This window comes from Syntrophorhabdaceae bacterium, from assembly GCA_035541755.1.
Taxonomy (GTDB): Bacteria; Desulfobacterota; Syntrophorhabdia; order Syntrophorhabdales; family Syntrophorhabdaceae; genus PNOF01.
The window spans coordinates 53,600-73,669 of the sequence record DATKMQ010000093.1; the positions used below are offsets into that span (position 1 = coordinate 53,600).

The following is a 20,070-nucleotide window of genomic DNA, read 5'->3' on the forward strand; positions in this document are numbered from 1 at the left end:
TCCTTATTTATCCACTGAAGCAAGGATAAGCTCTGCTATATCCATTACTTTTACATTCTCGGCGTTCTCTTTTGCCGCCTGGCTGAAATTGCTCTTGCACCAGGGGCATGCGGACACGAGAACCTCAGCGCTCACTTCCTTGACCTCTTCCATTCGGTGCTCGGCAGAAAACTTCGCCAGTTCCGGAAAGGCCTCTTTTGTTCCTCTTCCGGCGCCGCAGCAGAAAGCGTTCTCTCTGGTCCTCGGCATCTCGACAAACTTGGCGCCCGGGATGGCGTTGAATATATTTCTCGCCTCCAGATACAGGCCGGATTTGCCGCGCCTTCTCTTGAGTGTAGGGCTCACGCAGCCCATCCAGCCCCGCTCGCCTTTCCATGGCGTCCAGGGGTCGCAGAGCCTGCTCACGCCGCATGAATCATGATACGTGAAGCGGAAATCCACGGGTTTTTTCAACTTCAGGCTACCCTGTTTTATCGCCTCATCGGCGAACTCGATGAGATGGATCACTTTGAAGGGAAGATCATCCGTGGCAATCTCAAGCAGCTTCGGGTAATCGACCTTGAGCATGCGGTAGCACTCTGCGCAGCTCGTAATGACCGTTTTCGCCCCGGTCTTCTTGATCGCTTCAATGTTGCGTTTGGCAAGCGTTCTTGCTTCATCTATCATGCCCACGGAATAGATCGTGTTACCACAGCACCATTCGTCCTTCATAAGCTGGAAGCGCGCGCCCGATGCGTTGAGTATCTTGGCCGTGGCACGGGCTATGTCGGGATTCACGTAGGAAGCCGAGCAACCGGGAAAGTAGAGCAGATCAGCCTTGTCGGTAACCTTGATGTCTTTGGTAAGCCATTTGTGCCTGTTTTCGTGGGCTGATCCGAACTGGTTGTGCTTGGTGGCAATATTCTTGGCCACTTTCTTGTGCACGGGCATGGGACCCGCTCCATCCTTTACCGCCTTCACCCTCAGCGCCTCGAGGGTAAGCCCAATTTCCAGGTCAAGGTTGCGCTTGCATCCCACATCGCAGGCGCCGCAGAGCGGATCGGCGTAGATGATCTCGAGGAGCTTATCGGTCCACTCAAGCTTTTCTTCATTGATGGCGAGGCCAATTCTCATTTTTCCAAAGGCGCCATACGAATCAAAATCGTTCCAGGTATTGCTCGGGCATCTCGTTGAAAATTTGACGCCGGGCATATAGGTGTGTTCTACCCAGTAGCACCCCTTGCATTTAATACAGTGGTCCATATCGTAAACAAAATTGTCCAATTTTGTCACGTCCAGGCTTACTTTCTTTTTTGGTGTATCATAGCGATCTTTTTTCTGCATCGTATCCTCCTTAGAAACACAGATTGCCGGGGTTCATAATATTCTTGGGGTCAAAGACCTTCTTTACGCGCTTGAGTGCCATGGTGTAACCGGCGGCTCTATCGAATATTATGGGTGCCAGCTCTCCGTACGGTCTTGTGAAAAATGCACCTTCGTTCATCATAGCCAACGCCGCCTCATGGTACATCCCCGCCACCAGGGCTCGCTCCGCTTCGTCTTTGGGATCATAGAAGAAGCTAAACTCAACCTGGCAAGCCCGGTTGTGTTCTATGGGCTGGATGTGGCTTCCTACATCGCTCATGGGATAGCCGTACTTGGCGGCCACAAACTCCATGATTTCGATGTACATCGGCGCCTGTACCGGTTTGGTGATAAAGAAGAGATTCTGGAATCCGCCTTTGAGCCGGTTCTTCCAGTAAGGGGCGTTCGTGGGCCACGGCTTTCTCAGCATGGGCAAAAGTTTTCTCCCAAGACCGGGGAAACCGGGAAGGTTGTCTCCAAGGGGCAGTTTTGGGAATTCGTTTTTCAACACCTGCTTTAGAAAGTTTTCTTCGTACGCTATCTTTTCCTCAGGTCTTCTCAAAAGACCACTTATGACGAGAACGAGTGACCAGGGGGGAAGTTCTGCACGGAGCCGCTCGAAATCCGAGGACATGTCGTCCGCGGCGAGCAGGGCAAGGTCTACGTTGTTGAGTAAGAGGCATTCCTGGCCTATCCTCCTGGGAAGAATCCTGTAAAGAAAATCGATGGCGTAGGGCAGATCGTATACCGGGGCAAAGAATATCTTGTCCGTCCTCGGGGTGTACTCTGCCTTCAAACTTATCCATGTGACAACGCCCATGGTCCCCTGGGCACCCTGCACGAATCGGTAGAAGTCAAGCCCCGGTCCGGACGGATTTGCGCCCCTTGACTTGGATTCGGGGAAACCGTTTACGCTCGCTGAGCCGCACCGGAAGACTTCGCCGGTGGGCCAGACGACCTCCAATGATTGCGTGGGTTCGCCGTAATCATAGACCGTATTTATGGGCACTTCCCTTTCGAGAGAGTCGGTCAGCACGGAGCGCTCACCATGAGGTAAAAGCGGCATGATAACTCTCATGCCCTTCTTCTCCAGCGCGCTCGTCAGCTGCTTCCAGGTAACCCCTGCTTCAAACCGCACCAAGCGGTTTTCCGTGTCGATCTCAAGGATCTTGTTCATCCTTTTGAGATCGACCACCACTCCGCCCTGCTTGGGTATGGAGCATCCGTAGAAGTGCGCCCTTGAACTGACGGGAACAACAGGGATGTTCTCCTGGTTGCACCATGTCACGATCTTTCCCACCTCCTGCGAGGTAGCCGGAAAGACCACGGCGTCAGGCATCCCGGGAGGAAGAAGACTCTGGTCCCGCGAATATTTCTCGCGATCCCCGATGCTGTCGCTCACGTACTCTTTACCAACAATCTTTGCAAGCTCATTTTTTATTTCCATAGTACCTCCTATAAAAGTTCACCTTGCAGGTCAGACGAGAATAATGCCCGCCTCGACATCCATTGCCTGTAATCTGTTTGACCCATTCCTTATTTCCTCATGAACGCTGCCGACAAACACACGTATATTTGCATACCACAGGAAGGCACAATAAATCAATATATAAAATATCAATGTATTTACTTTACATGTATTTATTTTCTGGTATACAGGCACGTTACCTGATATAATAGCTACTTACTGCAATGAAAACGGAATTGGTTGAGGTGAGGCTATGGCAAAGATCAACTATCGAAGCGACTTAAGCGGCGATGAGAATGTGCTCATGGCACTCGTTCGGGCTGCCGAGACCTTCAAGAGGGTAGTGTCGGCCATTTTCAGGAAGTATGACCTTTCCTTTCCGCAATACAACGTCTTGAGAGTGCTCGACGCCTCAAAAAACGGCCGAAACAGGATTACCGATGTAAGCAGGATCATGCTGGTGCCGGGCGCCAATATGACGGGCATAGCCAAGAGGCTCGAGAAGAGCGGCTTCATCGTGAGAAAGTCCGATCCCCGGGATGAGCGGGTAACCATCCTTGAGATTACCCAAAAGGGCAAGAAACTCCTTGGCAAGATTGAAAAGGAACGAGATCAGAATATGCATGCCATGCTCAGAGGCTTTACCGAGGAGCGGAAGCGCGGACTTCTCGATAACGTGAAGCGACTTATCAGAAACAGCAGGCAGATATCTTAGGGAAAATCCTACAACGCTAACGGGAATCCTAAGGAGGATCCATGGGAGGATCCTTAAGGGTTTGTGGTTTCTCTCATCTTATTACACTGCCTCGTCCGATCACAGATAGGGCAACTCACGGTGTCTTCTTTTTGACGTACTCAAGGTAACACGCATAGCAGCAGTGGCCGCCCTCACGGTAATTGTGCTCACCACAGACCGAGCGCTCACAGTATTCGCACTGTCCTACGTTCTCGGTCGAAGAACAGCCCACTTCATCGCATATCCGCCGGCCATTCTCATCGAACCGCCGGTTAAGCTCCCTTAACAATTCCTCATTTTGCTCCATCTTGTTGCGTTCCAACGCTGCCATTACGTCCGGTCGCATGACCGAGAAATACTCCCCCAGATAATATTCCAGGGTGGTTTTTCGTACGAGTTCATCCTTCTTGAGAGTCCCTGCCCGGTCCTTGAGTGCTTCTATTTCGTTCATATCGTCTTCGCTCAGTTCTATACCGAGTCTTTTTATGTCATCAAGTATCCCCATGTGCTTTGCGCCTCCGTTTCGTGGCCGTGTGCGTCAAACGCGCCCGAAGAGGGATAGTTTATGTGTTTTTTTGTGTCCTGTCAATTCCGTGGGGTTTGAAAGTCGTTCAGCCGTTTTTTGCCAATGGTCTTTGAAAAAAAGGCGTAAAAAAGGGGGCCAAATGGCCCCCTTTTGGAAAGCAGTTTGTATCTCCTCTTAGAAGAAATACGTAACGCGGAAACGGGCTGTATTCAGCGTTCCGTATGTCTGGTATGACTGTACGCCGTTTACATAGCCTGGAGCCGCAAACTTGTTATAAAGCGATGAGAACTCAGCACCGAATCTCAATGCAGGGTTTACATCATAGAAGAAGGCTAGGTTGTACATGTCTTCCCGTATGACCGTATCCGGGTTAGCTGCAGAGCCGGCAGGAAGCAGCGCGTTGTTCACCGTAGCATTCCGCCATGCATTGCTCACGTTCATCCACTGTGTGGACCAGGTCGGGGCCATAAAGAAGCTGTCTGTAAAGTAGAAGAATGCACCCGCCCAGAAACCACCACCGGCAGGCGGTACAAAACTGCCATCCGGCCTCTGAAAGGCTGCCGGGTTCCACGGGTTCTCGTAACCGCCATTCTGGCCCCAACCGAATCCTGCGGTGAAGCCGAGAGCGCCAGCCTTATTGTTGTTCTTCTCGGGGATAATAGGGATATAGGTGTAAACCACCGCGGACCATGAGTCCTCATTGTCTGAGGAGAACCGCTGGGCGTTACCCGCGTTATCCAGTACGCCTGTCGCGGCGTTGGTCACGTACTTCGCGCGTCCGTAGTAACCGCCCGCGCCGAAGAGGAGCTGCTGGGGACCGATCTTTCCGCATGCGCCGGAGGTATATTCCACAACGCCGAAGAGGTTCGGTATATCCGACCTTGTGTAAGCGTCAACGTAGTTCTGTCCGAGGGCGCCCAGAGAGTTAGTGTAGTTGGCAAACTGTCTGCCCTGATACTCGATACCGAGGATGGTCTTGAAGGTCGGGCCAAACTGGTGTGTCCATCTCATCTGGGGAACACGGTTGGATTTGCCGAATGCAGGCAGGTTCCACCCAATGAGGCCGAGCGGAGGTGTGCCGCCAAGCCAGCCTGTCCAGAACTCACCAAAGAGCAACTGGTCATTGGCCCAGTCCATTCTCACGTAAGCGTGTCTCAATGAGGCACCGCCCTGAACGTATGAACCACCTGTGCTTGAGCCCTGGAAATCGTATTCGATGAAGGCCCTTGTCTTGGCACCGAACGCATCCGGACCCAAAACGAGGAAGTTCAGACGGGTCTCAGACACCTTGGCGTACCAGTTATTGAACTCGGCATCGATGTTCTGTTTCGAGCCTGATTCCCTGACGCCCGCCTTATAGTCTGCGCCGGCCTGCTGGTTCGCATAGCCGTAATCAAATGCGACGTATCCGCCGATGGTCATGTCCCATCTGCTGGTCGCGCTGCCTGCATAACTCAATGCTGGCAACATAAGAAGCAGTGCAAATGCAACAATTACGAGTTTCTTCATTCTTTCCTCCTTGTATATTTTTGAAAAACTACCCACGCCACCTCCTTTTTCATTAAAATCTGTTAATAGAGAAGGTTATAGCAAGCAGAGTGACACTTGTCAAGAAAAAAATTAAAAGATTTTAAATAATATTTCCAAGGGCTTAGCTTGACCGAGGCACATCCCATGGGTGGTCGCTTGATGGAGCCACGTAACCCATTGAAACCAAACAATAAAATCCCCGTGACCAGCTGCTTTCAGGAACACGCGGTGAAGGTTAGGTTTCGTTAGGGCCTAATGTCTGTGATACAGGTAATGAGAGTGCCGGTGGGCGTGGGCCAGCACGCCATGGTAATGCATATGCTCGTGGATGAGATTTACCCGCAACAAAAGATCTTCATCCCCGAGTATCGCATCTGCCGCCCCCACCCTCTCTATGGTGTGCTCCTCCGAGAGCACCCCCACGGTGGGCTGCAATTCATCAACAAGGGTGAGATCATGAGTGCTCACCAGAATAGTCTTCCCCGCCTCATTGAGCTCGAATATCAGTTCCGTAAGGAAACATTGTGTCCTCGGGTCGAGGCCTCCTGTGGGTTCATCAAGAAGCAGCACCTCGGGATTCATGGTCAACACGGAACCCACGGCAACCTTCTTCTTTTCCCCTTCCGAGAGCATGTACGGGGGCCTCTTTGTGAGCGCTTCGATGTGGAGCATCTTGATTACCGCCTGTGCCCGCTCTAACGCCTCAACGTGTGGTATCCCCAACTGCATGGGACCGAAAACGAGTTCATCAAGGACGGTCGGGCTAAAGAGCTGTACGTCCGGATCCTGAAATATATAGCCCACACCGGCGCGGAAAAACTTCAGAAAACCTCTCTGTCTTAAGGACCGCTCAGTCACCTCTCTGCCCTTAAAGAAGATCCTGCCTGAGTCAGGTAAAAGAAGGCCGCTCATCACTCGAAGCAGGGTTGATTTTCCGCTTCCATTGGTCCCGATCAGGGCAAATTTTTCACCTTGCTTGAGACTCAAACTCACGTTAAGGAGGGCTGGAATCGTATCATGATACCGGTAGCTCACCCGTTCCACGTTAAGTATCGGTTCTTCCATAAGTCTTTCCTTATGTTAGGATGAGGCACATACCGGCGACGAGCATGAAAGCTCCCGCCACAATGTCGGCCGATTTCATATTGTGCAACTCGCCAAACACCATGTCGCCGCTAAAACCACGGGCAAGCATGGCCTCATAGATCTTCTCGCAATGCGCACGCGTTTTGCGGAATAAAAAGGCGAGCCTCTGTGCAATCCAGTCTCTGGTTTCGGATGCATCTGCCTCCACCACCTTGCTCTTCCTTGCAAGATGGAAATCTTCGACGGTCTCAGCAAAGACGAAGATGTATTTGTAAGACAGGGTAATGATCATGAGAAAAAGATCAGGCACACGCAGGGCTTTAAGGGCCTTGATAATTTCGGAAAAGGGCGTGGTGTGTATGATAAGAAAAGAGAGAGAAAGGGAATTGATTACCCTCACTGTAATGAGAAGAACCCCTTCAAGGCCTTGCCTCGTGATACCTATGGTTTGCGGTATCCGGTAGATCCAGATCTCGTATTGCCTGGAGAGATGGATAAGGGGCCATGCCACGGATCCGCCGCTAACCAGATTCAAACAGGAGGGAAGTACCACGAGAAAACCAAAGAAAAAGCCGAGAAACAGGACCTTTGAGTAGAAAGCTGCGAGGTTGAGACGGGAGAGGCCGGCAAGGATAAGGATGAAAAGACCGATAGCAGCTTCCGGCATAACGGTCTTCTTGGCGCTGATAATTGCCATAAAGACAAAAAGAAACATGAGTTTCACCCTGGGATCGAGCTGTTGCATCAACCCTTGTCTCTGAGCGCCGTCCCAGTGGATACAGGTGCTTTTGATAAAGGCGGCGAAATGGTCAAGACTCCGGTCGAAGAAGCGCGACCCCCGTGTCCTGCCCTTGGTACAGGGGGAACCGTAGCTGTCATTTGATCTTTTTAGAAGAAACTCAGGGATCTGGCTTCTCATGTCTTCCTTAACATTTTCACGATGAAGCTGAGAACGATCGAGGCCATCGCAATACCCACAAAACCGGAGAGGGCGTACGAAATGATCCGGACACCGTCTTTACTGTCTTCACCCCCCAAGCCATAATCAGCCATGGGCGCCTTCCACATGCCCGACTCCTTCTTCAAACCCTGGGGGGTATAACCGAGCTTCCCCCGGATAGTATCAGAATTCCATTCTCCCCACGCCTGGCCGGCCCTAAATTTCTCAGGAAGGATGATGCCCAGGGGAGAAACAAGGGTGAGCACGATAATCCCGATCCAGAGTCTCTTCTGGGTTCTTGTCATATCGGATCACCCCGCCGCAGGGCGTAGATCTGTGCTGGTTCGTGGCGGAGAAGATACTTGAAAAGCAAGGCGGTGATGATACCCTCTATCACACCGAATAAGGCCAAATGTTCGATAGCCATTGCGGGGACCGCGACCGAAAGGGGATAAGGCGCATACAGGGGCCTGCCATCTACCCCCCGGGCTATGAGGGGTTGAATGCCGAATTCGAATCCCGTCATTATTGCGGCCGCGCAAAGCCCTGTATATCCCGCAACAAATGCGGCCACGTAGGGTCGTACCCCTTCCATCTTTTTCCCGTTGACGGCTCTAAACATCCAATAGGCCATAAAAGGCATGACAACCGCCATGTTGAAGCAGTTGGCGCCGATAGCCGTAACGCCACCATCGCCGAACACTATTGCCTGGATCATGACGACAACGGAGATGGCAATCACGGCAGTCCAGGGACCGAGGAATATGGCTACAATGCCGCCACCCACCGCGTGGCCCGTGGTGCCTCCAGGGATGGGGATATTGAACATCATGATGAGAAACGAGAAGGATGCGGCCATGGCCAGGTACGGGACCTGTCTCGTGGAAAGCTCCCTCTTCACTTTCTTGAGCGCAATCGACCAGAATACAAGGGAAATTCCCCAGAGGGGCCCGTAGCTTTGAGGGCTTAAATATCCGTCGGGTATATGCACCGGGACTCTACCTTCTCACCACAGTTTGTCGCTCACGAGCCTTAGGCCCATTCCCACAAAGGTATTCAGCTGCTCGCTGCCAAAAAGCCCTGAGCCTGTGGTCATGTCGATCTGGATCTTATCGCTCACGATATATCGAAACCCCGCCTGGAAGGCCCCGCCTGTCTTTCCTGCGTAAGGATCGTTGTAGAATACTTCAAATACGCCGTTGAGCCCTCCTATCATACGGATCTGAGTACCGACGCCCCATGTAGCCACTGTTGCAGGGTTGGTGGTCGAAATGCCGATGTTGCCATGGATAAGCACACGCTCCTTGTCAAAGAGCGATTCTGTTGCAGCGAGGTAGAGAAACTCGCTCCACCTGTTGGGCCTTAGATCGCCTCTACCCCAGGGCGGGGATGCACCTGTGGCGAAAGCCATGCCCGGATACCCGTTCGGTTTCGCCTCCCAGAGCAAGTATTTGTACTGAATGAGGGGTCCTGTTATGGAGAAACTCCGGTTGGACTCGACATCAAGGGGAAACCCATCAACGAAACCCATGGTTATTTCAGATTTTTTGACAGGGCTCATGGCAACAAGGTTCAAGTTCGTGAAAACATCCTTGTCGTAGCGGACCGAAGCCTCGAGCTGCATCGTATGTTCATCGAGAATACGGGCGTCATCAGTCACAAAAGGACGGACGGCCAAAGCCCGACGGGCAAAGACACCTGCGAGAATAACCGAGACAAAGACAGCGACAAGGATTCTCGTGAGCGAAATAGATTTCTCCATAGTACGGCCTCCCCAAGAAAATTTATTTCAGACGTTTGCCTGTTGTTGTTGCGGTCAACTTTCCGTGCTTTACGCCCTTTGTTCCAATAAGTCTGTCGGCAATCTCTTTAATGTCTCTCGTCTTTCCCTTTACGATAATCACCTCAAGGCAATTGTGCTTATCAAGATGTACGTGCATGGTCGACACGATGGACCTGTGGTGCTGGTGCTGGAGGTCCGTCAAGGTGTCCGTCAGCTCATGCGTTTCGTGAGAGTAGACGATGGTTATGGTTCCAACGGCTTCAACGGACGATGATTCCCATTCTTCCGCGACAAGACTGTTTCTGATAAGGTCGCGGATCGCTTCACTGCGGTTCGAATAGCCTTTTTTCTTTATAAGGTCGTCGAATTTCGTAAGCAGGGGGTTTTCGATAGATGTACCGAAGCGTGCAACCGACATCGTGTTACTATCTCCTTTTTTCGTGTTACTTATACCAGCCTTTTTTGCCTTTGTCAATGCGCATGTGTATCTTAACCTCTTCGTGCTGGCGCTCGCGGTATCCCAAAACCGCCCAGAGGCCTCACATCAAGAAAGCGCAAGGGAATCGAATCAATTGACGAGCTTATTTTGTGTTTGCTCAACGCGTTTTCCTGTGTTACAGTATAAAACGGTTATGGGCAGGGCAATGAGGGGCTTACGATTTGTCATTTTGTGTTTTCTCGTCATCTTCTTGCTGGACATACTTACCGTGGAATCGCATGAGGCTGCGAAAGGCTCCTTCAGGAACCGCCTGCCCACCTGCGTTGAGAGCACGGTGGCGTTTGCGCTTAATTCCAGCCCTACCGGGCCATTTCATTCGTTTCCCTTTGTTGGCCATTTTGTGGCCAACGCGAACACCGAGGACATTCGCCAGTCTGTGATATTTTTTGACCACGGCAACCGAGCACCCCCGCTTTTCCTCTAAACAATCTTCTTAATAACCACCTGCAGACTCGACTTGGTATTTTAGTTGCGTGCCCGCGCTTGTCACATCAGCGCTTCTCTCTTACGGGTTTAAGGAACTGATTTTCCTCTTACGGATGTAAGGAGGTCACGTGTCAGACTCAAGAACTTATTTTGGCAGGGCAGGCGTCCCCATAGGGCCGCCACGCTGGCGTTCCCTGCCGTTTTCCCTTTCGTCGGCTCTTTTCACGATATTGCTCATGTTATCATCGAGCCTATGGCTCGCCCTGCCGTCACCTGCCGCCGGAGCAGAACAAGTAACTCTCGATCAGGCCCTTGCGCGTTTCTACCGGAGCAACTACGATATTCTCGTCAACCGGTATGAGGTGGACAAGGCCTACGCCGACTACGTCAGTGCGAAACTGATACCGAACCCGAATCTGTCGGTCAATTACACCAACCTTGAAATCTCACAAGGCGGCACCAACCGGGGAGACAATACCCAGTTGACGGTACGGGTTGACCAGGTGATCGAAACAGCAGGGAAAAGAGGTCTGAGAACCAGCGCAGCCTCGGAATCTTTCGAAGCCGCCAAGATGCAACACAGAGACGTGATCCGAAATCTTCTCACAAGTTTCTACACCCTCTACTATACGATCAATCTTGATAAGCTCAACACCGATTTTGCGAAAGATGAGGTGAGCCGATATGACAGGCTCCTCCAGATTGCAGCCAAGCGCTACAGCGCAGGGTTCTTGTCCGAAATAGATTTTACCAAACTGAAACTCGGCAAGATTGAGCTCGAGAACAATCTCACCAATCTGGAAAATGACCTGCATAATGATATGGATTCTTTTAATCTGCTGCTTGCAAGCGATGACCCGTTAACGTTTCATGAGGTTGAAGTGCACGGCACCTTCCCATCCTTGCGCGATGAAGATCTCATAGAGACCGGCATTGAGAACCGGTTCGATCTGTTGACGCTTCGGCAGCAGTTGAAAGCGGCTGAGCACAACCTTTCCCTGGCCAAGGCGATGAGAATCCCCGATGTGAGTTTGGGCGGTGAATATGATTCAATCGGTAACCCTTCCAAATCCGGCATTGGCGGCGGTATCAGTCTCAATATCCCCCTGTTCACAAGGGCACAGGGCGACATCCTGAAACGGACAGCGGAAAAGAAACAGGTTGAGCTTCAGATAGAACAGACAAAAAGAAAGATTTCTTCCGAAATACGTCAGGCGCTTAACAGCTATCGTACCGCGGTAAAGGTTTTTGCATCATACAATACCGGCAAAGAGGAGATGGACAGGCTCGCGGATAAAAGTGCACAGGCATTTGCCCTGGGCGGCATAACCGTTCTCGAACTCCTCGACGCACAGAAGACATACAAGGATTTCATGATCAAATATCACCAGGCTTTTACGCAATCCGCGCTGAATCAAGAGCTTATCAAAGTATACACAGGAGAGATGAAATGAGAAAATACGCGGGTTTCCTTTTGCTCGTTGCTGTTCTATCCCTTGCTGTATGGAGTTGCAGCAAATCCGGACAGGGCAAGGAGTCAAGGCAGAAGCAGGATATCAAGACTCATAAGGTTACCGTTCATGAGATACAGTCCTATATAGACGCCACGGGCAGCGTGCAGGCGGACCTCGAGGGAACCTCGCGGGTAATCAGCAATCTAGCCGGCAATGTCAGTCAGATTATCGTTAAGGTCGGCGATCGGGTCACAAAAGGGGACCCTATCCTTATTATTAAGAGTCCCGACGCAACGGACACGTATTCCTCCTATCTTTCTCAGCTCGCCCAGTTGAAACAATCCGAGCGCATCTATACCCTCAACAAACAGCTCTTCGAAATCGGCGCCGTCACGAAAAATGATCTTTTGAACAGTGAGGCGGCCTACGAACAGATGCGTGCAATAACAGAGGGTCTCAAAAGAAAATTGGCCATTTATGGATGTGCCCCTGAGAACGTTTCTGCGGCGGGGCCTACAAATTGCTCGGACACGATTACCGTCCGAGCGCCAATCGGCGGTTACGTGGCCGACATTCAGGCCCACATGGGAGACAGAGTCGACCAGTCCACTACCCTTTTGACGGTAGCGGACCCGAAGAATGTAGTGATCGTGGCCAATATCTATGACACGGACGTACCGAAGATCAAGAAGGGGAGCAATGTGACCTTCAACGTAGACACTTATCCCGACATTAAGTTCAGAGGGATTGTATCCTACGTAAGCGACGTGTCGGACACGGACTCAAAAACGGTTAAGACCTTCATCAAAATACTCGACAGAAAAGATCTATTCAAACAAAATATGTTCTTACGGTTGAAGATAGAAGACCAAAAAAAACTGCTTCCCCTCATTCCGCAATCGGCCATGCTTTATAAGGAAGGCAAATTCTACGTCTATCAACCAACCAAAGACGGTAAGAACGAGCTTAAAGAAGTCAAGCCCATAAAAGAACTACCAGAAAGAGTGGTGGCCGTAGAAGGATTGCGCCAGGGAGATGAAATTGTTTTGAGCGCAATTGAGTTGGAAAAGCCATGAGAAAGTGGACCGTTTTTATAACAACGCATGGTCTCCTCCTGTTGATACTAACGGGCACGGCCTTTCTTGTGTCCCTTCTCGCCGCAAGGGACCTCAATGTGGAGGCTTTCCCCGATCCTTCTGCACCGAGCATTGAAATCGTAGCTATATACGAGGGCAAATCCGCCGAAGAGGTGGAAAGACGTATCACCATACCGCTCGAGGTTGGCCTGGCAGGCATTCGGGGCATGCAGAGGCTTGCCTCTGTTTCTATCTATGGCCTGTCGGATGTGAAGTGTACGTTTTCATATGACATACCATATCGCGAGGCAAAGCAGGAAGTCATAAACAGGTTCGCCGACATGTCTTTGCCGGATGGCGTGCAGCCAAACATCATAGCGAGCGACATGGGAGAAGTCATGCAGTATGCTGTATACGGCTCCAATAACCTCATGGAGCTTAGGACCTTGCAGGACTGGACCATAGCACGTTATATCAAGACCGCCCAGGGGGTTGAAGATGTGGCAAGTTATGGCGGGTACATTAAGGCGTACGTTGTGAAGGTAATTCCCGAGCGCCTTATCAAGTATGGGATAACCCTCTCCCAGGTCATAGACTCGCTCTCAAAATCAAACGTGAACGTCGGAGGAAGAACAATAGAGTTAGGGGACCAGTATTATATGGTACGCGGGATCGGGCTCATAAAGAGCATCGAGGATATCGAAAATAATGTAGTCAGCTACAAGAATGGAAAAGCGCTGCTCATCAAGAATATCGCACAGGTAAGCCTGGGAAATATTCCGCGGACCGGGATAATCATACACGATTATCACGACGACGTGGTCATGGGTAACGTGATCCTTCGCAGAGGAGAAAAGAGCATACCTTCCATCAAGGCGATCAACGCGAAGATCGCAGAGTTGAATAATAAGATACTTCCTAAGGGAATAAAAATCGTCCCTTATTATGAGCGATGGGGACTTATCACCACTGTCATCAAAAAGGTTGTGGAATCCGCATCCCTCGGTATACTTTTGGTGGCGCTTACTCTATTCATCTTTCTGGGGAACGTTCGTGCGGCCCTGGTCACCGCATTCGTCATTCCCATTTCCCTGGCGATCACGCTTGCCGTGATGGCTTTTACCGGCGATTCGGCAAATCTGTTGTCCATCGGCGCTATCGATTTCGGAATTATCGCCGATATTGCCCTCGTCCTTACCGAGAATTATATCCGTGTCGCACGCAAGCACGGGTCCTCCGGTGCTATACAGGCGCATGCCGTGAAGGAGAGGTCCCTCGTGAAATCGACCAGAGAAGTAGGGGCACCGATAATCCTTCTCGTCTTCATTATTTTTATCGCCTTCATCCCTATATTCACCATGAAAGGAGCGGAGAAACAGATATTCGCCCCTATGGCCAAGACTTACTCTTACGCCCTCTTCTTTACGCTGCTTCTCACTTTTACGTACCTGATAGCATCGATTCACATTTTTATCGAGGGACACGAGGGCACCGGTTTTCGGTTTGTCGAAAGGATGAGCGATTATTATGTTCGAATGGTCATGTTTCTCATGCATAGATCTAAGACCGTGCTTTCCTGCGCGGCCGGGGTTATCCTGTGCGGTTTTCTGATTGGATACGCGATATTGGGCACGCAGTTTCTCCCCAACATGGACGAGGGCAACGTATACATCAGAATCACCCTACCGTACTCCATAGCGCTCAACAAAACACATGACGTGGCCAAAAAGGTACGGGATATTCTCATGGAGTTTCCCGAGACCAAATCGGTGGCTGTCCGGGTCGGACGGCCCGAGGATGGAACGGAAGCTACGGGACCCTTCAACAGCGAATACTATATGAATCTCCATCCGTATAAAAGTTGGAAGAGATCGATAACCAAGGAGGAGCTGGAAAACGAAGTGAGAGAAAAACTCACAAAATTGCTGCCCAATGCCAACATAAACCTTTCCCAGTACATGGAGGACAATCTCGAAGAGGAGAATTCGGGGGTCAAAGGCGGCGAGAATGTAGCGAAGATTTTCGGCGACGACCTTCAGGCTTTGGATGAGGCCGCAAAAGACGTGAAGAGTAGAATTGAAAACGTTGCGGGCATTAAGGACGTGGGGGTCTATAAAGAGCTCGGCCAGCCAAATCTTTTGATAGAGGTCGACAGAGAGGGGGCAGCGGGTGTGGGTCTGAGTGTAACGGAGGTGCTGGACATGGTGTCCGCAGCCCTGGGCGGTAAGGTTGCAAGTCAGATCGTGGAGGGCGACAAAAACTTTGACCTTCTTGTGAGCTTTCCCTTTGACTACAGGAGTGAACCGGAGAAGATAGGAAATATCCCCATAGTGCTCCCCGGCGGAGGGGTGGTCCCCCTTTCCAGGGTGGCTAAAATACGGTTTGAAACCGGCGCGTCAACCATCTTCAGAGAAAACCACAGGCGCTTCATACCGGTAAAGTTCGGTGTAGCTTCCAACGATTTGGGGGGTACGGTGGAGAGGGCGCAGAAAGAGGCCATGAAAGCAAAGATGCCTGAAGGGTATTTCATAGAATGGAGCGGCATATTCGATGCCATGAAAGAGGCGTTCAGGAGATTCTACCTGTCAATACCTCTCGCCATTTTTCTGATTTTTATATTGCTTTACGTATTTCACGGGAATATGAGAAATGTGGTCATCACCGCGGTCGCCCCGCTCTGCGCCGTGTTCGGCGGCATCATCAGCCTCCTTGTTACCGGCCAATCCCTGAGCATATCGGCAATCGTTGGCTTCATTTCGATAATCGGTATATCAACGTTCAAAACGTGTATCCTCATCGGCCATTATATGGAATCATATAAGGAAAAGAAAAACCATCACGAGGCCATCATCGAAACTGTAAGGGAGAAATTCAGGTCCGTCCTTATGGTCGGCCTCACCGCATCGTTGGGGCTTCTCCCCGCCGCCCTGTCTCGCGGCGTAGGCAGCCAAATACAAAAACCACTGGCGATCGTGGTCGTAGGCGGTATGCTGATCGGAACAAGCATGATCTTACTTGTTGTGCCTTTGCTTTTTAGATTCGTGCGAATGAGCGAATAAACATTATTACATTAGGAGGGGGTTAAAATGGCTCAGTTCATCAGGGTTAAACGCTACGTAATCAATCTCGATACGCTCACCTATATCCGCATCGAGGAAGACCACATCGATTTCGGTTTTACATTTCCCACACAGAAGCCTGGTGGTCAGAACTACGTGCGCCTGGAAAAAGGCGTGGACTTGCAGGACCCCGAGTTCAACGAGGTCAAGGATTTCGTCTTGCAACTGCCCGACCCGGACAGGGTCATCGTGGTGTAGTAAGCCGCCGTCACGTTCCTGCGGGTAATCCGCGACATTATCAATCTGTATCGGGCATGACCTCTTCCCGTCTGTCCCTGTGCGTGTCGGTAACAAACAGAACGAGTGGTATGGCAATAAAGAATACGACGGCAATATAGAGATAGACCTGGTTATAGGCAAGCATGCCCGCCTGCCTCTCCACCATACTCTCCATAAGCGCTAACGCCCCTTTGTCCGCTGTAAAAGGATCCAACCCCCTTGAAAGAAGGTGAGAAGAAAGGGCATCAAGAGACCGTGATGCGGTATCTGTAAATGGCGTAACGTGCCCCATGAGCAGGGCCCTATTTAAGGTCTCTCCCCGCGTGAGAGCTGTAGCCGCAAGGGCAATACCAACGCTTCCGGATACATGCCGCACGACCGTGAAGAGCCCCACCGCCGCCGTCATGAGGGGTTTTTGGATAGTGGACATGCCTGCCGTTGCCAGGGAGACGAAAATAAAGGAAAACCCTACCCCCTGGGCAAACTGCGGTACAAAGATGTCCCAGTAGCCCGCATCCAGGGAAAGGCGCGAGAACTCATAGAAGGAAAGGGCATTCACGAAAAGGCCCGTTGCCACGAGAAGCTTTGGCCCGGCCCTGTTATAGAGCCTGCCTGCAACCGGCATGCAAATTGCCATGGCAAGGCTCCTTGGCACGAGCGCGAGCCCGGAGTTGAAGGCAGGATAGTGCAAAATCTGCTGGAGAAAAAGGGGAAGGACGAATACGCCCCCAAAAAGACCCATGCCGAGGATACCATTCAGAGCCGTGGCGGAAGTGAAGTTGGTGTCCCGCAGGATCTTCAGGTTCACCGCCGGTTTGTCCGCGGTCAATTCCCGCCAGATGAACAGCGCAAGACCTACACAGGCGGCCATAGCCAGATATCTGATGAAACCCGAGGCAAGCCAGTCCTTTTCGTTGCCTCTCTCGAGCACTATCTGGAGCGCTCCCAGGCCCACAGCCATAAACAAAAGGCCCGCCCAATCAGGCTTACCTTTTTCCCGCACGAGATAGGGAGGGTCTTCAATAAACTGCATCATCATGATAATGTTGATAATCCCGATAGGTACATTGATGTAGAAAATCCACGGCCACGAATAGTTATCCGTAATCCATCCGCCAAGCGTTGGCCCTAAAGCCGGGCCCATGATCGACCCTATGCCGAAGATGCCCGTGGCGATGCCCTGTTCATCGGGAGGAAATGTTTCCCGGAGAATCGCCTGCGAAACGGGTATGAGGGTGCCGCCGCCTAAGCCCTGGAGGATACGGAAGGCAATGACTGATGGCAGGCTCCAGGCGATCCCGCACAGCATCGAAGCTGAGGTGAAAAGCAGTACAGAGAAGATACAGAACCGTTTTCGACCAAAACGGGAGCTCATAAACGCAATGATCGGCATGATAATGACGCTTGAGAGGATATAGCCCGTGGCGACCCAGGCGATCTCTTCCACGGAGGCGCCGAGCGTTCCGCGCATGCTCGGCAGGGCCACATTCACGATGTTGGCATCGAGCGTGGCCATGGTGGTCCCGATCATGACCGTAATGGTAACGAGCCATTTATTGGGTTTACGGGTGTGATCCATGCATACTATCTGGCGGGCTGGCTAAGTGAAGAAGACAGCTTGGGGCCGGTGGCTCGGCTCACGTCCACCGTGGGAATAACAGAGAGACCCGGCCATAAAGGATGAGCGTTGTCGCTCTTCGATTCCATGACAATCTTAACGGGGACTCGCTGCACCACTTTGACAAAGTTGCCCGTGGCGTTCTCCGGCGGCAGCAAGCTGAAGACGGAACCGGTACCCGGCTGTAGACTATCCACGTGTCCCTTGAACGTGATCCCCGGATACGCGTCAACCTTCACCTCCACAGGCTGCCCTATGGCCATCTTCTTAATCTGCGTCTCTTTGAAATTGGCGATTATCCAGGTTTCTCCTTCCACAATGGAGAGAAGGGGTTGTCCCGGTTGTACGTACTTCCCGGCATCGACGTTTTTCTTGGCGATGGTGCCCGATACAGGGGCCCTGACAAAAGTCCGTTTCAGATCCAATTGGGCTCTATCCAACGAAGCCTCTGCCTCTTTGATTTTGAAACCCTGCGTGGTAAGACGCGCCTGTGCGGTTTCCAGCGCGGCCCCGGTCTCTGCAAGGGCAGCCTCTGAGGCGTCCCGTCTGGCCCGCGCCACCTTAAAACGTCCCTCGGCATTATCATACTGGCTCGCCGATACCACGTCTTCCTTACGGAGGTTTTCGTAGCGCTTCAATTCTTTTGCCGCCAGAGTTTCATCGGCGCGATTTGCCTCCACATTGGCCTCAGCCTGCGTCAAGGATCTCTTCTTCTCGGCGATGAGCGCCCGCAACTCACGCTCTTCTGCCTCAAACCGCGAGACCGTCTCTTTCTTTTCTGTGAGGGTACTCATATAATCTTCCGGGAAGATTTCAAGGAGCAGCATGCCGGCGGTCACCTGCTTGTTGTCATCCACGTAGACGTTCACTACCCTGCCCTTAACCTCGGCGGCTATGGGAACAATGACCCCTGCCGTATAAGCGTCGTCGGTGGTCTCGTGGGATAGGGAGTGGACAAACCGCGCTATCGAATAAACCAACGCTGCCAAGATAGCCAGGATGATCAATACTCTGAAGGACCATTTGCGCATTAACAACACGACTCATTCTACTGCGCACGTCAGCATCTGTCAAGCCATGTTGTTGACCTTCCGGAAGAGATTGCTCGCGTCCATATGGGAGACTACCAAAAGATTGCCAAACAATGGTGAATACACTATACTATGCGTCTCGGGGAAAAAGATATCGGGTTACGCAGCTATTTTCAAAGCAAGCGGCGTCTCCCAGGCGAACTTCCGGGCAAGGTATGGAAAAAAGAAAAGCTTTCATATTCATATGCGCAATGGTCACATGTGCCGCATTCCTGTTTGCGGCAGGCTGCAGATCAAAAGAAGAGCCCGTAAAAATTACCATCTCTGTTGAAGGAGAAGAGTTCTCCGATGCGGAAATGGCTATCGACGGACAATCCGCCGGTCACTTCACGCAAACACTCGTTAAATCCAACGGGGAGCTTTACATTGACGGAAGCCTGGTTACCACATTGCCGCCCGATTCACCTCAACGTACCAAAGAAGACACGTGGTCGGGATCAACAGATTCGATCACGCTCAAGCCGGGAGTTCATGCTATCGTCCTTCAGACAAGTGAAGGTAAGAGCCTTGAGATTACCGGAACCTTTTCGTCCGGCTACCACCTGATTACGTATTTCCCGGACGACGGGACTTTACGGTGTGATGGCGAATCCATTCCCGCAACCCCTGGGACGCCCATCAGCATAAAGGCCAAAACCAGGTCAAAATGAGCACGATTGCGTGCGTTTCCGGTATGCCGCCGCGAGACAACTCGCGAATCTCTAAAATAATCGTTGCGTTTGCTTGAGTCCTGTGCAATACTATTGCTGGAGTTTCGGAAGTATCTGTTCGTTGCAACCACATGAGTTTTTCTTTTGTAGTCTCTTCGTAACACAGTTCCGTATTCTTCCACATTCTAAAAAGGAGGTATGTCCACATGGCAAAAGGATCTGTGAAATGGTTCAACGAATCCAAAGGCTTCGGTTTCATCACGAGCGATGACAACGGCGATGTCTTCGTGCACTATTCCGCCATCCAGGACAGCGGCTTCAAATCCCTGTCCGAAGGCGAGATCGTGACCTTTGACGTGGTAAAGGGCCCGAAAGGCCTTGCAGCCGCAAACGTAAAGAAAGGCTAATTTCGCAAAGCAGGTTCGACTCATCGGACCTGCTTTCTCTTTCCAATCAACCTCGACGCTCTTTATCCACACGCCAATGTATTCGTGCTTGACCTTGC

At 51.4% G+C, this 20,070-nt stretch carries 19 protein-coding genes; 7 read left to right on the forward strand and 12 right to left on the reverse strand.

The genetic code is table 11. The features are described from left to right. Positions 1 to 3: 3 nt before the first annotated feature. Both VMT62_09080 and VMT62_09085 read right to left on the reverse strand, forming a co-directional pair. Positions 4 to 1,323 (reverse strand): (Fe-S)-binding protein, encoded by a 1,320-nt coding sequence (locus tag VMT62_09080; protein HVN96568.1) that lies wholly within the window; start codon positions 1,321 to 1,323, stop codon positions 4 to 6. A gap of 10 nt (positions 1,324 to 1,333) precedes the next feature. Beyond that, a complete protein-coding gene (locus VMT62_09085) occupies positions 1,334 to 2,791 on the reverse strand; it encodes an FAD-binding oxidoreductase (GenBank protein ID HVN96569.1) in 1,458 nt (485 codons plus the stop codon). A 274-nt stretch (positions 2,792 to 3,065) separates the two neighbouring features. Between VMT62_09085 and VMT62_09090 the strand changes: the two genes are divergently transcribed. Further along, positions 3,066 to 3,527 (forward strand): MarR family transcriptional regulator, encoded by a 462-nt coding sequence (locus tag VMT62_09090; protein HVN96570.1) that lies wholly within the window; start codon positions 3,066 to 3,068, stop codon positions 3,525 to 3,527. A 115-nt stretch (positions 3,528 to 3,642) separates the two neighbouring features. Here VMT62_09090 and VMT62_09095 read toward each other — a convergent pair whose 3' ends face one another. The 8 genes from VMT62_09095 to nikR form a co-directional block, all read right to left on the reverse strand. Next, entirely contained in the window at positions 3,643 to 4,053 is a 411-nt protein-coding gene (locus tag VMT62_09095) for a hypothetical protein (GenBank protein HVN96571.1), read from the reverse strand. A 195-nt stretch (positions 4,054 to 4,248) separates the two neighbouring features. After that, positions 4,249 to 5,583: a hypothetical protein gene (locus VMT62_09100; protein HVN96572.1), complete on the reverse strand. Its 1,335-nt coding sequence runs from the start codon at positions 5,581 to 5,583 to the stop codon at positions 4,249 to 4,251. 273 nt (positions 5,584 to 5,856) lie between these two features. Continuing rightward, entirely contained in the window at positions 5,857 to 6,669 is an 813-nt protein-coding gene (locus tag VMT62_09105) for an ABC transporter ATP-binding protein (protein ID HVN96573.1), read from the reverse strand. Positions 6,670 to 6,679: 10 nt separating this feature from the next. Beyond that, on the reverse strand, positions 6,680 to 7,609 hold the full coding sequence (cbiQ, locus tag VMT62_09110) for a cobalt ECF transporter T component CbiQ (GenBank protein HVN96574.1): 930 nt from the start codon (positions 7,607 to 7,609) through the stop codon (positions 6,680 to 6,682). Next, positions 7,606 to 7,935, reverse strand: coding sequence for a PDGLE domain-containing protein (locus VMT62_09115; protein ID HVN96575.1), 330 nt, complete (start codon positions 7,933 to 7,935; stop codon positions 7,606 to 7,608). Before VMT62_09115 ends, cbiQ begins: the two co-directional genes overlap by 4 nt. Beyond that, the gene (gene cbiM / locus VMT62_09120; protein ID HVN96576.1) at positions 7,932 to 8,621 is read right to left on the reverse strand and encodes a cobalt transporter CbiM; all 690 of its coding nucleotides are present in this window, start codon (positions 8,619 to 8,621) and stop codon (positions 7,932 to 7,934) included. Before cbiM ends, VMT62_09115 begins: the two co-directional genes overlap by 4 nt. A gap of 15 nt (positions 8,622 to 8,636) precedes the next feature. Beyond that, the gene (locus tag VMT62_09125) at positions 8,637 to 9,392 is read right to left on the reverse strand and encodes a hypothetical protein (protein ID HVN96577.1); all 756 of its coding nucleotides are present in this window, start codon (positions 9,390 to 9,392) and stop codon (positions 8,637 to 8,639) included. Positions 9,393 to 9,414: 22 nt separating this feature from the next. Next, on the reverse strand, positions 9,415 to 9,831 hold the full coding sequence (gene nikR / locus VMT62_09130; protein ID HVN96578.1) for a nickel-responsive transcriptional regulator NikR: 417 nt from the start codon (positions 9,829 to 9,831) through the stop codon (positions 9,415 to 9,417). Positions 9,832 to 10,466: 635 nt separating this feature from the next. On the opposite strand from nikR, the gene VMT62_09135 reads away from it, so the two are divergent. From VMT62_09135 to VMT62_09150, 4 genes are read left to right on the forward strand one after another with little or no spacing between them, the layout of a single operon-like run. Beyond that, entirely contained in the window at positions 10,467 to 11,792 is a 1,326-nt protein-coding gene (locus VMT62_09135; protein HVN96579.1) for a TolC family protein, read from the forward strand. Beyond that, on the forward strand, positions 11,789 to 12,868 hold the full coding sequence (locus tag VMT62_09140; protein HVN96580.1) for an efflux RND transporter periplasmic adaptor subunit: 1,080 nt from the start codon (positions 11,789 to 11,791) through the stop codon (positions 12,866 to 12,868). The genes VMT62_09135 and VMT62_09140 overlap by 4 nt, the downstream gene beginning before the upstream one ends. Next, positions 12,865 to 15,927, forward strand: a complete 3,063-nt coding sequence (locus tag VMT62_09145; GenBank protein HVN96581.1) for a CusA/CzcA family heavy metal efflux RND transporter — start codon at positions 12,865 to 12,867, stop codon at positions 15,925 to 15,927. Before VMT62_09140 ends, VMT62_09145 begins: the two co-directional genes overlap by 4 nt. Positions 15,928 to 15,954: 27 nt before the next feature. Beyond that, a complete protein-coding gene (locus VMT62_09150) occupies positions 15,955 to 16,185 on the forward strand; it encodes a hypothetical protein (protein HVN96582.1) in 231 nt (76 codons plus the stop codon). A 40-nt stretch (positions 16,186 to 16,225) separates the two neighbouring features. Here the strand turns inward: VMT62_09150 and VMT62_09155 are convergent, their stop codons facing one another. Both VMT62_09155 and VMT62_09160 read right to left on the reverse strand, forming a co-directional pair. Further along, complete coding sequence (locus VMT62_09155) at positions 16,226 to 17,785, reverse strand: DHA2 family efflux MFS transporter permease subunit (protein HVN96583.1); 1,560 nt, start codon at positions 17,783 to 17,785, stop codon at positions 16,226 to 16,228. Between the two features lie 5 nt (positions 17,786 to 17,790). Further along, positions 17,791 to 18,855 (reverse strand): HlyD family secretion protein, encoded by a 1,065-nt coding sequence (locus VMT62_09160; protein HVN96584.1) that lies wholly within the window; start codon positions 18,853 to 18,855, stop codon positions 17,791 to 17,793. A gap of 215 nt (positions 18,856 to 19,070) precedes the next feature. Between VMT62_09160 and VMT62_09165 the strand changes: the two genes are divergently transcribed. Both VMT62_09165 and VMT62_09170 read left to right on the forward strand, forming a co-directional pair. Then, positions 19,071 to 19,565 carry a hypothetical protein gene (locus VMT62_09165; GenBank protein HVN96585.1) on the forward strand — a complete coding sequence of 165 codons (495 nt, stop codon included), beginning with the start codon at positions 19,071 to 19,073 and terminating at the stop codon, positions 19,563 to 19,565. 206 nt (positions 19,566 to 19,771) lie between these two features. Continuing rightward, on the forward strand, positions 19,772 to 19,972 hold the full coding sequence (locus VMT62_09170) for a cold-shock protein (protein HVN96586.1): 201 nt from the start codon (positions 19,772 to 19,774) through the stop codon (positions 19,970 to 19,972). Positions 19,973 to 20,070: the final 98 nt, after the last annotated feature.

Bases quoted from the DNA above. Each gene is read 5' to 3' on its own strand.
- VMT62_09080 (HVN96568.1), bottom strand. From the start codon at position 1,323: ATGCAGAAAAAAGATCGCTATGATACACCAAAAAAGAAAGTAAGCCTG.
- VMT62_09085 (HVN96569.1), bottom strand. From the start codon at position 2,791: ATGGAAATAAAAAATGAGCTTGCAAAGATTGTTGGTAAAGAGTACGTG.
- VMT62_09090 (HVN96570.1), top strand. From the start codon at position 3,066: ATGGCAAAGATCAACTATCGAAGCGACTTAAGCGGCGATGAGAATGTG.
- VMT62_09095 (HVN96571.1), bottom strand. From the start codon at position 4,053: ATGGGGATACTTGATGACATAAAAAGACTCGGTATAGAACTGAGCGAA.
- VMT62_09100 (HVN96572.1), bottom strand. From the start codon at position 5,583: ATGAAGAAACTCGTAATTGTTGCATTTGCACTGCTTCTTATGTTGCCA.
- VMT62_09105 (HVN96573.1), bottom strand. From the start codon at position 6,669: ATGGAAGAACCGATACTTAACGTGGAACGGGTGAGCTACCGGTATCAT.
- cbiQ (HVN96574.1), bottom strand. From the start codon at position 7,609: ATGAGAAGCCAGATCCCTGAGTTTCTTCTAAAAAGATCAAATGACAGC.
- VMT62_09115 (HVN96575.1), bottom strand. From the start codon at position 7,935: ATGACAAGAACCCAGAAGAGACTCTGGATCGGGATTATCGTGCTCACC.
- VMT62_09125 (HVN96577.1), bottom strand. From the start codon at position 9,392: ATGGAGAAATCTATTTCGCTCACGAGAATCCTTGTCGCTGTCTTTGTC.
- nikR (HVN96578.1), bottom strand. From the start codon at position 9,831: ATGTCGGTTGCACGCTTCGGTACATCTATCGAAAACCCCCTGCTTACG.
- VMT62_09140 (HVN96580.1), top strand. From the start codon at position 11,789: ATGAGAAAATACGCGGGTTTCCTTTTGCTCGTTGCTGTTCTATCCCTT.
- VMT62_09145 (HVN96581.1), top strand. From the start codon at position 12,865: ATGAGAAAGTGGACCGTTTTTATAACAACGCATGGTCTCCTCCTGTTG.
- VMT62_09150 (HVN96582.1), top strand. From the start codon at position 15,955: ATGGCTCAGTTCATCAGGGTTAAACGCTACGTAATCAATCTCGATACG.
- VMT62_09155 (HVN96583.1), bottom strand. From the start codon at position 17,785: ATGGATCACACCCGTAAACCCAATAAATGGCTCGTTACCATTACGGTC.
- VMT62_09160 (HVN96584.1), bottom strand. From the start codon at position 18,855: ATGCGCAAATGGTCCTTCAGAGTATTGATCATCCTGGCTATCTTGGCA.
- VMT62_09165 (HVN96585.1), top strand. From the start codon at position 19,071: ATGGAAAAAAGAAAAGCTTTCATATTCATATGCGCAATGGTCACATGT.
- VMT62_09170 (HVN96586.1), top strand. From the start codon at position 19,772: ATGGCAAAAGGATCTGTGAAATGGTTCAACGAATCCAAAGGCTTCGGT.